The following is a 14,788-nucleotide window of genomic DNA, read 5'->3' as shown; positions in this document are numbered from 1 at the left end:
TATCAATAAAAACGATAAAACCCCTTACTTCCCAACAAAATATATCAACTCGTGTGATATCTAAATTATAATTCTTATACTTACGTTAAAAAGGTGGAGGTCAAAATGCGATTAACCCTACTGCTGTTATGCTGTCTTGTACAAAGTGTAACCTGGGCTGGCGACCTGCCAAAACCAGTTGGTAAACCCATTTTAACGATTTACGGTAATATAGAAAATACCAACGAAAATGGAAAAGCAGTGTTTGATCTCGCCAGCCTTGAAAAACTTGGAGTAGTGAGTTTCGAGACGACCTCCCCCTGGTATAACGGTCGTACGAAGTTTGAGGGTGTCCCAATGAGCAAGCTCATGGATTATGTGGGTGCAAAAGGTACAAACGTTAATGTTATTGCGCTCAATGATTACTCAACCGTCATCCCTCTCAGCGACTTTAAAAAATACAACGCCATACTTGCCTTAAAGGTCAATGGCGAATATATGCGCATCCGCGATAAAGGCCCATCGTTCATTGTATACCCCTATGACAGTCTTCCTGAGTTGAATAATCAGATTTATTACTCACGATCAGCATGGCAGGTTAGCAAAATGAAGATTGAGTAGTCGTTCAGGAGAACATAATGAACAGGATACTGGTTGGTATCATTTTTTCTCTTTTTATCACGACAGGATATATTGCATTCCTTGTTTACGATCGACAGCAGGAATTGCAAAAACTGACTCAATACACTGAGTCCTGGTCCGTGGCACAACTGGTATCAGAGTATTACCGTTTTGAATCATGGCTTGGTCTATACGCAACCGATACCGATGACGTTACGATAGACCAGGTCCGCATGCGCCTCGAAATTATGCTTAGCCAGGCCGATTTAATGAAGGGGGGAGATTTAGGTCGCTACATTGACAGCGATAAAACGCATCAGGAGCTGGCTTTACGCTTAGAAAAAATACTTACCTATCTCGATAGTCATCTTGAAAAAATGAACCACCCAGAGTTACAGGCGTACCTGACAAATATGCATGAGCTCGATGCACCGCTCAGCCAGCTGTCTGCAACGGCATTAACAAAAGATATTAACACTGTTAATGAATCCAACAACAAAATACAAATACTGTATTATATTTATTCCGCACTTTCTTTGCTCCTGGTGATTTTAAGCTTTATTCTTGGCTTCCTAATGATCTACCAGAATAAAAACATTCTGAAAGCACATATGCAGGTTAAAAGCCTGGCTGATGAACTTCAAATATCAAAAGAAAAACTGCAAATTCAGAACGCGAAGCTGGAGTATGATGTTTATCATGACTCCCTCACCGGCATGAAAAACCGCCTTTTCTTCTGGGACGATCTCAACAAAATTAATCTTCAGGCAGATAAAAATCACGTCCCCGTCACGGTGATGTTATTTGATTTAGACCGCTTCAAAGAGGTCAACGATACCTATGGCCACGATACGGGAGATTTGCTCCTGAATCAGGTATCCCGACGGCTGACCTCGATGAGCAGCGCAACGGATACGTTTTACCGTTTAGGCGGAGACGAGTTTGCCCTTCTGTCAAGTGGACTCACCGAAACTGCTGCCGTTTCACGCGCCAAAGAAATCAGCGAGCATATTAGCCAGCCCTATACGATAAATAACCAGCTGATAAAAATCGCCACCTGCGTGGGTATCGTTTTATCTGATAATGAACGACGCTCTGATTATCTTTATAAATTTGCCGATCTGGCGCTCTACGAAGCCAAAAAAGAGGGTTCACAGCAGATAAAAGTTTTCCGTCAATGGATGCTGCAAAAGTTGCAGGAAAGCAGAACTCTTGAACATGATATGGCACTGGCGATCGATAACCGTGAATTCGTTGTTTATTATCAGCCTATTGTCGATTCATTCAGCAATGAGATTTACGGCTATGAAGCGCTGATTCGCTGGATACACCCGGTGAAGGGGATGCTTGCACCAGATTATTTTATTTCCGTCGCTGAAAAAACGGGGATGATCAATCAGATCGGCAAAACCGTGCTTGAGCTTGCCTGCCGGGAAGCAGTTTCCTGGGCCGTTCCGGCAAGGATCTCTGTAAACGTTTCGCCTATTCAGTTGGGTAATAAATCTTTTACAACGATGGTGCAGTCCATCCTGAAAGAGACTGGGTTACCGGCTAGCCGACTTGAGTTAGAGGTAACGGAGTCTTCACTCTTCAGTGACAGCAACATGCCGATCACTATTCTCAAAAAGCTCAGAGCGCTGGGTGTAAAAATTTCTATCGATGATTTCGGAACGGGTTATTCGTCACTCTCACGACTGAGCGAACTCAATTTTGATAAAATCAAAATCGACAAATCCTTTGTGAATCCGATATCCACGCAGGATGATGCCCTTAATATCGTTAAGTTAATTACCGGCATGGCGAAAAGCCTCAATATGCGGGTTATTGCAGAAGGTGTTGAAACCGAAGCGCAGCTTGAACGCCTTCAGGCGCTTGGCTGCGATCTCGTGCAGGGATACCTGTTCGGAAAACCCCAGGCTGAGATTGACAGTAAGATTAGATACGGTTGAAATGGTTGTCCGGTAGTTTATGGCCCAAAATCATATAGACGATTGATAATCAAAGGTTAAGCAATGAAAAAAACAGCCCCGGCCTATACGCCTGTTGATTTATCTCGTTGGCCAAGGAAGGAGCATTTTGAAGTCTTCCAGTCATTTGCTGAATGCACAATTAACCAAACCGTTCTGATCGACATTACCGCGCTGAGGAAACACATCAAAGCGGTTGGCTGGAAGTTTTACCCGACGATCATTTTTCTCCTGTCTGAAATTATGAACAGGCATCCTGAGTTCCGCATGGCTATGAAGGACAATGAGCTTGTCATATGGAATGAAGTTCATCCCAGCTACACCATTTTCCACCCTGAAACGGAGACGTTTTCGTCATTGTGGAGCCACTATGACGGCAATATTCATCACTTCCAGAACACGTATGCAGAAGATACGGCCCGCTATGGAAATATCCTTTCGTACTGGCCTAAGGAAGAATCCCGGGAAAATGTCTTTTTCGTCTCGTCTATTCCGTGGGTAACGTTTACCAACTTTAATATGAACATTGCGCACATGAAGAACTTCTTTTCGCCTATGTTCACGTTTGGAAAATACTACGAACAGGATGGAAAAGTACTGCTGCCGCTCGCGGTGCAGGTCCATCATTCAGTGTGCGATGGCTTCCATGTGGCAAGGATGTTTAATGAGTTGCAGGAGATGTGTGATGGTTTGTCGGGGCTGTCAGAGGAATGTAATGGCTGATGCACTAAAATATTTTGATAGGTAGCTGGCAGCAAGGAATACTGTTCTAACGGCTGTCCGAAATGCATGTGCTACTATATGTTCTCGGTTTTATTACGATTCGAGGGAAGGAATTGGATATCTATACAGGTGGTAATCGCTTTTCTGGCTATTTCCTGACGATGGCCTCATTAGAAGTGAATCAACTGATGAATACAGCGCTCGCTGTATCGGGATTTCATATTAAAGATGCTCTGACACGCATGCGTTTTCAGGACAATGTGCGTGATTTTGGAAAATATCAACTGGCAGCCATCAGGAATGGCGCGACGGAACAGGAATGTCAGCTGTGTATCCAGAATATTCGCGAGGAAAATAATAATCTGAAGATTCAGGACAGAATGCTCAGAACAGGTGAGTCTGTTCTCACGGCATCAGTCAGGATCTATGAAGAGAATGGTAAATACTTTGGTTATGCCATCGATTTTATCGGTGTAGTCATTTCCGGTTTGCAGGTTGCAGGCGGTATTGGAGTTATTGCCTCATCCGTTCCGGTCGGAAATATGCTTGGGATCATAGCTGGCGCAACGCTGGTACTTAATGGCGTATCTTCAGCAGCAGAGAGTGTCCAGAAGTTGGCGGGAAAGGCGTCACCCATCAATTTTATGCGTGATGGCTTTGAAGGTTCGGCAGAATTTCTGGGCTTTGACCGCAAAGTGGGTTTACTTGCTTATCAGATGGTAGATCTAAGTACGTCCTATTATGGTATGTTCAAACTCACTCTGAAGCCCGATGCCTGGCGTCTGTACCGTTATCTCGCCCCGGACTTCATGAGACAGGTAAACACCATGAGCCGGACGGCCCTGGCGATTAAGGGTGCCGGGGCAACGTTGAAGGGTGCCAAAATTGGGCATACTCTTTACCAGTTGCAGAGTAACGATAAAACGCAGTGAGAACCCTACCGGCCTTTCATCATTTTATGCGCTTTCCATGAAAGGCCTAGCGGTATCAGATACCAGACTGCAATCGCGCCAAAAACTGCAACAGGTAGGTAATATACCAGCATAGAGGGAGTATAAAAGACGGGAAGGAAAATCAGCGGTGCCAGGATAAGCATCAGACAAATCAATCCACCATAAAAACGCTTACTTAGATCATCCACTAAAGTTGAAAGCGTTTCGCCAGCATTTTCATTCCTGCTTAATACCTCTTTCAGACGAGATAATTGCTTACGCGAAAAACCATTATCTAGCAGATCTTTTTCCGTCAGTTCACTGGCCACTTGCTCGCCTATCTTCATGATTGGTATGTTCATGCAAGAATACCTTTAAGATGAGCTTTTTTAAACACTAACCTTACTAACGAAATTCCTGAGATAGCCGGGCGGGTGAAGATAAACCAGCATTATCTGCAAGCTTATAGGCTTTCTTTCTTGATTTAACATCTTCTCTCTGGTGTACATTCAGCTTCAATGTGGGCATCACTCTCGACCTTACTCTGAATGCCCCAACTTATGCCGCATACAAAATAGCCCTCCAGAAGAAAACACTGACAAAAGGCTTTTCCTCCGGCTGCCAATCCCGGATTATCAACCTCTACCTAAAAACGGAGGCCCGGATGGAAGCCAGAGGGGCCGAAGAAGCAGCCATTGACAACCTCAGGGCTCTGCCGCCGGCATCAGACCGAAACTGAGCAGGCCAGCAAAGACAATCGGGCGCAGTTCAGGGAATTGCTTAACCAGAGCGGCGGCATCGTAACGCCGGAGATGAAAGCTCTTCGGGCTGAGTATCTGGAACAACAGGAAACAGCCACAGAACTGGCCGGGCAGATTACTGAAAAAGAAGAGCTGCTGCCGCTACTGGCTGACACGACCGCGCGTAAGGCAAACGCCTATGTGAACTGCCATCATGGCATCACTGAGGAGCGTATCGATGAGCTTTTACGAGACTTTTTTATTTTCCACGGTTCCGAATTGAGCAGCCTACTCTGGATGAAGTACAAGCAATTCGAGCGGAATAGCTCAGTGCATATACCGGGCATTATTGAAGGGACAAATGATGCAGATACGTTGTATCGTGAATTTATCCTGAATCTAATGCTTAAGTGGACGAATGAAATATTGCCGTTGAGATTCCGGGACGACGTGATGAGTCTGACCGGTTCAGCACCACATGAAGACAGAAAAAAAGAAAGCTGTTCTGACCTGAACAGCTCACTTAAGCCCGGCCAGTGCCGGGTTTTTTGATGTCTGTAGCCTGAGTGCATGTCTATACTGCTTGAAATCGCATGACTATATGCACTTGCATTTTTACTTCTCAGGCCAGATAAGGCGCGGTTAAGAGCCTATCATGCAACTGCATGAAACCACTCCATAAAGCGGGCAGGCGTGGCGGGGCTACGAGTGCGCGCAGTGGGGTTAAATGGTGCCGATCGTACAAATTTAAAGAAGCTGGTATGGTCAAGACGGGGGTAAATCTCGCTTCTATGGTGCGCTGTTGAAACGAAAGGAACAAGGGCGAATCTCAGCAGTTTAGAGCAGAACAGCGTGGTAGAAAGTATTCCACGCTTGACGCTGCTTGATGGATAAAAAATTACACTCTATTCACCGATGAATAGAGTGTAATTTACCTCCGTCACCGCGCCGAACTGGCCGCGCAGTAACCTGTCCCCCCTAAACACCGTCATTTTTCCCGAATTAAGCAATGCATCCAAAGGATGCATTGTTTTGCAGGTGTTTTCCCCATCCCTGTAACCCTGCTAGCGCCAGTCGCAGCGCCGCCAGAGCCCGCCGTTGCAATTGCAATAAACGCAACTCCTTAAACGGGCAGGCGTGGCAGGAAGAGCATTGCGCGCCAGTAGCGAATATTTAAATTTTCATATCTCCCAATACATCCTTTATTTCCCTCATACTATATGACGGTATAGAAGTCTTATCGAAATTTACCTTTCTAAGGAAAGAAAGGTAATCCTCAGGGGTCCCTTCCGGGGGAAGTTTTACTTTCTTTCTGACTAATAATGCTGTGCTACGTGAAAGTCCTAATGACATAAGATTTAAATCAATCGGATTACAAGAGCCAAATTCCAGATAGGCGCTGATATTTTCCACCAGTACTGCTTTTGCACCTTCATTGCGCTCTCCCATGACAAACCTTAAAACATCCTGATAAACTTTAATATATCTCACTAAATTATATCTAACTTGAGTCTCTAGACCTTTGAGAACACCACGAATAGTCGACGAAACTTTTTTCCTTTTAAAAGAAATATCCTTTTCGCTTTTATTTCTTTCTTCCAGAGAAAATGCTCTGTCGACTTCGAAAGAGATGAGACTGCTCAATGATTTGCCTGTCATCCATTTATGAGCCAGCATACTTATCCATAGAGAATGTTGGTGGCTAATATCCCAAGAGAATATATCCCTTATGATTTCAATAGCCAAATCAATTCTTTGTTTACCACCTTTTTTAAAAGGTGAGTATAGAGAATAATCATCTAAATTTGCAGACCCTTTAAATAAATCATAGAGTCTTTGTATATAATCTGGTCTAATCCCGATATTCATTCTAAGCAACTCATCGGGAACATTAATTTTCATCATGGAGATTTTATTAAAGTTATATTCTAATACTTCATGATACCCCTCACTTTTATCATTTCTGAGGAAATACTCCAATTGTAAATCATCACGCCTGATTTCGTGAAATAGCTTTGCAAAGGCTACATCAGCAAGATCCTTTTCAATTGGGTCAATAAGCAACCCATCTATAGCATTGCAAATAATCCCACCACCATCCAACATTACATCAGACATAGCAGAATTTATAACCTGAAGCTTTTCACCTTCAAAAACTTTTGCATCCCAATCATTAGGTCTCAAACACCAAACATTCCCATGAAATTCATGAAGTAATCTGCCAGCCCTGCCGGATAAATTTAAAAAGTCAGCACGAGACATTGAATTGGAACCACTATGAGGGTTATCTAATATAATATGTTTTGCTGGAAGGTTAACCCCTTGCAACAAGGTGCTCGTGCAAACAATATATTGTATATCCCCACGTTTGAAAAAATATTCTATCCCACTTCTAATTATTGATGGCATATTCCCATAATGAAAAGCGACTTTATGCTCCATGCAATGCGCTAAAGAATAGTCGCTATGCATTTCTTCCTTAATAAAATCAATAAATTCCAAGTAGTCAGGCTGAGCGTCTTCAATAATCAGTTTTTCTGTCAAAGATAGGGCAACATCTTCAGCAGCAGAAGGATCATTTTCAAAAACAATCACGGCCCCTCCATTATCGGAAATAAATTTTGCAAAAGATGATTTCTGCTGAACCTTTCCACCACGGAAAGAAAAATCAATCTCAAACTCACCAATATCAACATGCATTCCTTCTAGCAGGTTAGAAACGCAAATTGTTTTTACTTTCCTATCAACTTGATTAACCAATAAAACATTTTGCGCGACAGGTGAGATCCTTTCGACAAAATACTTACTTCTATATTCTCGTTTGAATACAGATAAAAAATACTCAGGGTTTTTTATTAATGGACTAGAGAACATAACGTTAGCATTAGGATATAAATCAAGCGATACCTCTATTGCATTCTGCAGCAAGATCCCTCTTTTACCTTTTTGTATTTCATGTGCTTCGTCTATTAAAAGTAAATTAACAACAAAATCAGGGTGACTTACTGACTCGGTAAGTAAACTAATAAATCTTTCTTGAGTTAATACATAAACTAACCCTTCAACAATTTTCTCTCTGTCCACTAAAGCTGGGGATGTTCTTATTATTGTCTTAGATAAACCTGCATTTATGCATTCACTTCGTATCCTCGTAGATACTTCACTTATAAGTGCTCTAGTCGGAACTATATAAACTATACATTCTTTAGAATGATTCTTAATACACCTTATTGCATTTAAGGTTAAAACAAATGATTTACCAGCCGAAGTTGGGGCAGATACGCTAAGCGATGCGTATTTATCCAGCGATGAAAAAAGATTATATTGGAAATCTGTTAATTTTTTATCATCAAATGAGTTCTCTGCCTCTCTCGCTATTCTTTCTAATGAAAAAGGTAGTGAAAGATCTGGTTCCTCCCCTCGATTGAATCTATTTCTCATTAACAATCGCCCAGGGAAATTCCCTATTCGAGACAAAATGAGATCTGCAGCATTAATCAATTTAGGGTTAAAATCATTAGTCACTTCAAATACACGACTAACAATCTCATATGATTTTGATTTATCTAGAACATTATCAGACAATGATAAGATAGAAGCATATGAGAGTAATTTATATATTTCTTCCTGAGTGATGGCAAATTCATCCCTGACAAAACCGAGTAATTTAACCACACTAGCTTTAATCAATCTAAGATATAGTTCATTCATCTCTTTCATAATTAGTCCAAAGCGGCATTGAATTCATTCCTAAAATCAGTGACTGAAGGAAAGGGAATAAAGAAAACATCAAACTTAAGATGTTTCTGGGGAAAGGATATAAATTTATCCTCTAACAATTTTTTTAGTCTTGGTAAATCATTCTTAAATTCTTTTAGGAAGTGCTGCTCTAAAGACAGTTCGTTAGTAGCTTTTAATTTATTAAACTTGTGCCAATTGTAACCGATGAGACAGGCGTGATTAAGCCTAATATTTGGCCCTGGCTCTCCGGAAACAATAAGCTCACTTATTGCATTCTTAATTTCATCATTTGCATATTTGAAAAATTTAGTAACTATATTAAACTCATGCTTATACATTTCGCTCTCGTGAAATGATGAGATGCTTTTTAAAGCTTCATCTAACGCACTTGATACTTTTTTATATAATTTAGCCTCTCCAAAATACAAATCAACAAGTTTATCCTGCTCATTCCATCTTACATGTATACCATCAGACCCTTTAACTTCGTCATTAGAATTCGTTTTTAGCTCCATCTTAGCAACTAACTGAGGGGCACCAAGTACAGCTTCCATTAAAAAAAATAGTAAGGTCTCACCTGCTTCACCTGTCTTATCTGGTGAGTTATCAGTAATTTTTGGATGCCGAAACAAGTCTCTGGCTTGTTTTGATAATATCATTGATTGTTGCGGTGTAAGAGTATCAGAACGCTCACGAGCAGAAAGACAGTAATCAATAATATACTCATATAACTTACAAGCTAACGCCTTCACCATAGGGGTTCCATTTCCATTAAATTTAATATGATGAAATCTCAGATTAGTTGATACACAATCAATATGGAGTTCATGTTCTACAACATTTATGCAACTTTCAAAATCTTTTTGTCTTACCGCGACATATTCATTTAAATTATCAAACTTGCCCATATTATTCTTTCCCTAAAATAAAATTCGCATAGCTTTGCAACATGCATTTACGATTATCAATGTATTGCGCGTGGTTATAAGTGCCACGTATAGTATTTTTATCCACATGTGCTAATTGAGTTTCTATCCACACGCTATCATATCCTTTTTCATGAAGTACTGTTGATAGAGTATGCCTAAAGCCATGCCCAGTGACTTTTCCACCATAGCCAATACGCTTGATAACTTGGTTAATACTCGCCTCACTCATAGGCTTGTCCGGATCATTCCGCCCCGGAAAAACATAATGATAGTTCCCTGTCATGGTCTTAAGTTCATTGAGTAAATCTAACGCCTGAGTAGACAATGGCACAAGATGTGACCTGCGCATTTTCATCCTTTCAGCAGGAATTTCCCAGATAGCGTTATCCAGATCAAATTCTTGCCACAATGCCGCACGTAATTCGATGGTTCTAACGCCCGTAATCATCAGTAATTTCGTCGCTATCTGGACAAGCTTACTCCCGGTATAACCCTCTAAGGCACGCAGAAAATCAGGTATCTCATCAGCTTTTAGGAACGGGAATTGATTGGATTGGTGTACATCGAGAGCGCTGGAGAGATCCGCCGCAGGATTGTACTCCGCCCTACCTTTTGCAATTGCGTAGCGAAACACTTCTGAGCAACGCTGCCTAACTTTTCGCATTTTCTCCAACGCACCACGTTTCTCAATTTTACGCAGAACGTTCAGCAGCTCTAACGGTTTAATCTCTCCCACTGGCCTTGTTCCGACATAAGGAAAAATGTCGTTATTAAACGCTTCCATGATGTCTGATGCATATCCCACCGACCATTTAGCAGATTTGAGTTGATGCCATTCTCTGGCTATATTTTCGAAGGCGTTCTCTGACTCTGTTTGCAGAGCCAACTTTTGCTCTTTTCGAACCTCACTAGGGTTCTTTCCTTCTGCCACAAGTTTTCGAGCTTCATCGCGACGGGAACGAGCATCAGCAAGGGTGATCGTTGGGTAAACCCCAAGCGAGATCATTTTGGGTTTGCCAGCATAGCGATAGCTGAACCGCCAGCTCTTGCTTCCATTACGTTCTATAAGCAATGACAAGCCTTGCCCATCCCCAAGCGTATAGGGTTTATCTTCAGGCTTAGCGCGACGAATCTGCATATCGTTTAAAGGCATGTGTATAGGAATCCAAGACCGAACAGGAATATATACACAATCCTATATACAATCCTATACACATTCCGTATCGGATTCTACTGGATGGTTACAGACGATGATGGACCCAAAAGCGGTAAAATCGTTATAAATCAGAGTATTTATGGATGAATACGGACGTTTGAGGAAGTTAAGATGGTGCCGATAATAGGAGTCGAACCTACGACCTTCGCATTACGAATGCGCTGCTCTACCAACTGAGCTATATCGGCTTTGGGGCGCGTAACCATAAAGCATTAATCAATGATGAAATCGCATTGTAGGACAGTTTTGTAGGAGAGCCAATGTCCTCTACAGAGCACTAAAAAACTCATGACGTAAAATAGCCTAAAATGAAAATAATTATAAAACAATATGTTATGTTACCGTTTAAAAATAGCCAACCAGAAGCATTGAAAAGCCTAAGTTCACAAAATAATGTCCCGCTTATTCAACTAAGGAGTGGGAATTATGTCATCAGAAACTAGTTTACGTAGTCAGCTTGAGCTTCCAAATGATCAGCAAATTGATGTCCTTGCTGCGATTCTCGACAAAGAGAACGAACAGGCGACATCAGCCCGTAGTATGTCTACCGAACCTCAAGAAGTTCTTGAGAAACACCCCGGTATTACTCCTTTTAAAGATCTCGTTTCAAAAGCATCAGAGATCGTTTTGACAAAAAATGGTAATGATATAGCGCAATGTCTACGCTCTATCCTTGAAAACAAAAATGATTACCTAAACCATCGAGATGAAGCAGTGTCATTGTCAATTGCGTTGAATATTTCACAATACATAGCTCCGAGATTTCGTGCGCTTCCTTCATCACCTAAAAGAACGTCTGATGATGAACCAAACCAATTAAGCATTGACCGCCAAGTCATCGATATGCACTGGACATGGATACAAGGACAAAAAAAAGCGGTAGGTGCAGAAGAGTTTGAGCACCTATTTCAGCGTGAAGAATTTGACTGGATCTTGGCAGAAAAATTTGCGCGTCTAAATTGGACAACTGACGTAAAAATCAGGGCATTACAGATCAATGTAAACCTTCAATGGGAGTTAGCACAGTATCAATCTAAAAAACACCGTGATTCATGGCGGAAACTTCAAAAAGGAGATGTCCGAGGTGGCAAGTTGCATTCATTGGGGATTGCACAAGTCACGGAGAGACTTGAAGTTTCAGTAACAAAACGGAGAAATCTAGCAAAACATATTCCTCATTGGGTTAATGTTTGGCTTGCTTCCCGCATATCCGATAAATCATACATGAGTTTAGCGCAGATAATGAGATTTATGACAGGGGAAAGCCACGATGAGAAGAGGCTTAAATCATCATTAAAAGCTGTTTTACAACGTTTAGATTCATATGAGAAAAAGATGTGAACTCAAAATTTGAATGAAACGATAGCCTTGAAAAACAATTTACCGGGTTTATGCGCGATTAGTTTACCCAGTATGGGAGCTATCTCTTTTGCCATAAAACCCGCGTAAATCATAGTTCTTTGTATGACTAGGGTATTGCTTAGCTTTCTAACTTTTGTAACTAATTACCCAATAACAGGGTCGCGACTTTGTCGCGACGGGCTGCTTACGCAGCCTGAGTTATCATAGAAGAACAACTCTCGGGAAGGGTGAAGATTCGGAGCAAAATAAAACTGGCAAAAACTCACGGAGTGAGTTTATTTTTTGAATCCACCACAAAAATCATAACAACTTGAATCTAATAATAAAAAACATTAAAAGCGATACGTAACGCCTCTGTAACGCACCCGTGTTTCATGATTATCTATATACAGCCGAAAGAATCAAAAGTCCTAGGGTGGACAGCATCCATTATGGGGATGCAATGTATAAATCCTATTTGCCAAATTTATATCCTTATACTGGCACTACTTCCTAAGCTTATCCCATTTAACAGCAGACACAATTCCCCAATTGCCCGCAGAATTCGGCCTACGCCACTTTGCCGTCTCCATGCTACGGAGATATTCAAGGGCTTCGATAAACGAGCCAAAACGCTTCTGAGCGGCTTTATCTCCTACTGCAAATGAACCATCGCGACTACTCGCCAGTTCGGGATTAAAGCACGTCCCATCCGCCGCATAGGGAACCAGTAGTTCTGGGTCGTTTTCTTCGGATGAGTCGAATACTAACAACTGCCACGGTTCAACACTGAGAGCGCTAGCCAGCACCTCAATGGCATCGAGAGATGCATTAGAACCGCCACGTTCAATGCGGCTCATATAGCTACGTGCAAACCCACACCGATCCGCAAACGCTTCCTGGCTCATTCCGGTGGCAACGCGCAACTCTTTTACCCGCTCGCCAAACTGTATTCTTAGGGATTTTTTCATGCACTGAATGTGCAATTTTGACCACTGTAAGGCCACGCTCCATATGAGACATTTCGAATCTAACGATCCCTATTGTGAGCACAATCACCCTCACGAGAAGTCTGTATCGCTACAATCAAAGATTCAAAATGAATACTATTAGTGACAAATCAAGCCAATATCGTATGATGGCTGTCACAGGTTGGGTGTCTTCAGCGCTCACTATGAGATGTGATGTTGTTTGGCAAATGAGGAAATCATGGCGGGATCAGATTTTATATTACCTATGATAGCGGGAGCCGTGCTCAGTTGGGCCAGTTACAGCATGGTCGCGCACGTTACATCAAAACGGCAGATCAGCACTCTACGAGCAATCTCATGGGGTGTTCTGGGAACGCTCTCACTAGTGCTGGGATTAAGTGCATTCGCAGCTGTTAGCGCTGAACTCCCGGGAGAAAAACAAAATGCCTTGTGCTTGATTAACGAGCCAGAATGCTATGCAAAAGCACATCATAACCCCGTCAAAAAGTGCAAACAGGTAATGGATGAGAAAGCGACATTTCGCCATGTGTGGCTAGATAGCGAAGAGCAACCAGTTTTCAGCACCTACCTCTGGCACGACAAGAGCAAACAAACTATTCAAATATTCGGGCAACAAGCTAAGGCGATTAATAGCCTTGGGATTCAAACACCACTCCAATATTTTTGTGTATTCAACGCCAACACCGGGGAAGTCATCGCGGCTTCATTTGAGTAACCACTATAAGCCCCCCGAACTTATAAGTGGGGGCATTCAACCTCGTCGATCTTCTTTGCTGCTCTAACCGGAAACGGTGTCACAATCTTTCTTTCGTTTTGAATCTCTCACGCTAACCAACCCAAAACTCGGGGTTGCAATGAAAGTTTAGAAGCATTTAAAGCAGCGCGGCTATAGTCGCTCTGGAAACACCGTATTCACGCGCTAACGCACTGATACTGGTCCCGCTATTCTTTTTCTCTATAATCGCCCTACGGGCTTCTGGTGCGATTTTCGACGGTCTGCCCAGCTTCTTTCCTTCAGCTTTTGCTCGTGACAGCCCCGCCTGAGTGCGTTCAATAAGTAGGTCACGCTCCATTTCCGCAACGGCTGCCAGCATAGACAACAGAAGCTTACCGGCAGCAGAAGTGAGGTCAGTAGTTCCAAGCTGGTGGACGATCACCTTGATATTACGCTCTGCCAGTGCCCTGACCGTCTGGAGAACATCAATCGCATCACGTCCCAGACGGTCTAGTTTTGCAACTACCAACGTTTCACCATCGCGAATTTTGCTAAGCATTTCAGAGAACGCTTTACGTTGCATAGCCGGAACCTTCCCACTGACAATATCGGCAAACCAATAGTCAATTTGCCACTCAGCTTGCTCAAGCTCCAGTCGCTGGTTCTCAGTATCCTGCTGCGTTGTTGAAACACGCCCGTAGCCAAAAGTAGCCATTGTTATCTCCTCATCTGACCCCTGCCAGAAAACGAGGCCAACATTAGGATGGCCTGTCAGAAAAGCCAAGGCTATTTTTCCAACAGTGTGAAGGCGTGCGATTGGGAGGTGCCAGAAAACGGTCGATTTCTTACATCATGGTTTCTATTGACTACACAATCAAAGTGGTTATGTTCT

At 42.4% G+C, this 14,788-nt stretch carries 13 protein-coding genes and 1 tRNA gene; 7 read left to right on the top strand and 7 right to left on the bottom strand.

The annotated features are described in order from the left end of the window. Window positions 1-105 precede the first annotated feature (105 nt). The 4 genes from ELK40_RS05135 to ELK40_RS05120 all read left to right on the top strand — a co-directional run bounded on the left by ELK40_RS05135 (window position 106) and on the right by ELK40_RS05120 (window position 4,222). Window positions 106-600 carry a molybdopterin-dependent oxidoreductase gene (locus ELK40_RS05135; RefSeq protein ID WP_024909477.1) on the top strand — a complete coding sequence of 165 codons (495 nt, stop codon included), beginning with the start codon at window positions 106-108 and terminating at the stop codon, window positions 598-600. A gap of 17 nt (window positions 601-617) precedes the next feature. Beyond that, window positions 618-2,549: a GGDEF domain-containing phosphodiesterase gene (locus ELK40_RS05130; RefSeq protein WP_127729710.1), complete on the top strand. Its 1,932-nt coding sequence runs from the start codon at window positions 618-620 to the stop codon at window positions 2,547-2,549. Between the two features lie 63 nt (window positions 2,550-2,612). After that, the gene (gene catA / locus ELK40_RS05125) at window positions 2,613-3,290 is read left to right on the top strand and encodes a type A chloramphenicol O-acetyltransferase (protein ID WP_127729708.1); all 678 of its coding nucleotides are present in this window, start codon (window positions 2,613-2,615) and stop codon (window positions 3,288-3,290) included. A gap of 161 nt (window positions 3,291-3,451) precedes the next feature. Continuing rightward, window positions 3,452-4,222: a DUF4225 domain-containing protein gene (locus ELK40_RS05120; RefSeq protein WP_081758222.1), complete on the top strand. Its 771-nt coding sequence runs from the start codon at window positions 3,452-3,454 to the stop codon at window positions 4,220-4,222. A 5-nt stretch (window positions 4,223-4,227) separates the two neighbouring features. Here ELK40_RS05120 and ELK40_RS05115 read toward each other — a convergent pair whose 3' ends face one another. After that, the gene (locus ELK40_RS05115) at window positions 4,228-4,584 is read right to left on the bottom strand and encodes a hypothetical protein (RefSeq protein ID WP_244599403.1); all 357 of its coding nucleotides are present in this window, start codon (window positions 4,582-4,584) and stop codon (window positions 4,228-4,230) included. A gap of 333 nt (window positions 4,585-4,917) precedes the next feature. Between ELK40_RS05115 and ELK40_RS05110 the strand changes: the two genes are divergently transcribed. After that, on the top strand, window positions 4,918-5,514 hold the full coding sequence (locus ELK40_RS05110; RefSeq protein ID WP_206529378.1) for a hypothetical protein: 597 nt from the start codon (window positions 4,918-4,920) through the stop codon (window positions 5,512-5,514). A 621-nt stretch (window positions 5,515-6,135) separates the two neighbouring features. On the opposite strand, the gene ELK40_RS05105 is transcribed toward ELK40_RS05110, so the two are convergent. The 4 genes from ELK40_RS05105 to ELK40_RS05090 all read right to left on the bottom strand — a co-directional run bounded on the left by ELK40_RS05105 (window position 6,136) and on the right by ELK40_RS05090 (window position 11,036). Then, complete coding sequence (locus ELK40_RS05105; protein WP_127729706.1) at window positions 6,136-8,682, bottom strand: DEAD/DEAH box helicase; 2,547 nt, start codon at window positions 8,680-8,682, stop codon at window positions 6,136-6,138. A 2-nt stretch (window positions 8,683-8,684) separates the two neighbouring features. Further along, a complete protein-coding gene (locus ELK40_RS05100) occupies window positions 8,685-9,611 on the bottom strand; it encodes a DUF1837 domain-containing protein (protein ID WP_127729704.1) in 927 nt (308 codons plus the stop codon). Window position 9,612: 1 nt separating this feature from the next. After that, window positions 9,613-10,785 carry a tyrosine-type recombinase/integrase gene (locus ELK40_RS05095; RefSeq protein ID WP_127729702.1) on the bottom strand — a complete coding sequence of 391 codons (1,173 nt, stop codon included), beginning with the start codon at window positions 10,783-10,785 and terminating at the stop codon, window positions 9,613-9,615. A gap of 175 nt (window positions 10,786-10,960) precedes the next feature. After that, a tRNA-Thr gene (locus ELK40_RS05090) sits at window positions 10,961-11,036 on the bottom strand. A gap of 238 nt (window positions 11,037-11,274) precedes the next feature. Between ELK40_RS05090 and ELK40_RS05085 the strand changes: the two genes are divergently transcribed. Next, complete coding sequence (locus ELK40_RS05085) at window positions 11,275-12,189, top strand: hypothetical protein (protein WP_127729700.1); 915 nt, start codon at window positions 11,275-11,277, stop codon at window positions 12,187-12,189. A gap of 506 nt (window positions 12,190-12,695) precedes the next feature. Here ELK40_RS05085 and ELK40_RS05080 read toward each other — a convergent pair. Continuing rightward, window positions 12,696-13,160, bottom strand: a complete 465-nt coding sequence (locus ELK40_RS05080) for a helix-turn-helix transcriptional regulator (RefSeq protein ID WP_001580470.1) — start codon at window positions 13,158-13,160, stop codon at window positions 12,696-12,698. A 238-nt stretch (window positions 13,161-13,398) separates the two neighbouring features. Between ELK40_RS05080 and ELK40_RS05075 the strand changes: the two genes are divergently transcribed. After that, window positions 13,399-13,896 (top strand): hypothetical protein, encoded by a 498-nt coding sequence (locus tag ELK40_RS05075; RefSeq protein WP_000919052.1) that lies wholly within the window; start codon window positions 13,399-13,401, stop codon window positions 13,894-13,896. A 157-nt stretch (window positions 13,897-14,053) separates the two neighbouring features. Here ELK40_RS05075 and ELK40_RS05070 read toward each other — a convergent pair whose 3' ends face one another. Then, a complete protein-coding gene (locus tag ELK40_RS05070) occupies window positions 14,054-14,611 on the bottom strand; it encodes a recombinase family protein (protein ID WP_047653282.1) in 558 nt (185 codons plus the stop codon). Window positions 14,612-14,788: the final 177 nt, after the last annotated feature.

Source organism: Enterobacter sp. N18-03635 (genome assembly GCF_004006055.1).
Classification (GTDB): Bacteria; Pseudomonadota; Gammaproteobacteria; order Enterobacterales; family Enterobacteriaceae; genus Enterobacter; species Enterobacter vonholyi.
The sequence above is the reverse complement of the archived record's forward strand: the minus strand, read 5'-3'. Positions and strand labels throughout refer to the sequence as shown.